1 protein-coding gene is annotated in these 208 nt (G+C 50.0%); it reads left to right on the top strand.

Features of this window, described 5'->3' with window-relative positions; all coding sequences use genetic code 11:
- Positions 1–208: hypothetical protein (locus tag ACHRVL_RS23140; protein ID WP_395415614.1), on the top strand; the 208-nt coding region annotated here is incomplete at both ends.

The raw sequence follows: 208 nt of genomic DNA, 5'->3' as shown, positions 1-208 counted from the left end.
CAGGAACAAACGGAACATTAACGATTTGTTCAGGCAGCACTGTAACATCAGGATCATTATTTGCAGCATTAGGCGGAAGCCCAGATGCAGGAGGAACTTGGACTCCAGCTTTCGCAGGAGCAGGAACGTATACTTACACCGTGGCGGCTACAGCTCCATGTACTGTTGATGCTGTTTCGACAGTTTCAGTAACAGAGCAGGCGCAGCC

The sequence above is a fragment of the Flavobacterium sp. FlaQc-28 genome (assembly GCF_044007415.1).
In the GTDB taxonomy this organism is placed as follows: Bacteria; Bacteroidota; Bacteroidia; order Flavobacteriales; family Flavobacteriaceae; genus Flavobacterium.
Note: the sequence above shows the minus strand (reverse complement) of the source record. Positions and strands in the feature narration are given on the sequence as shown.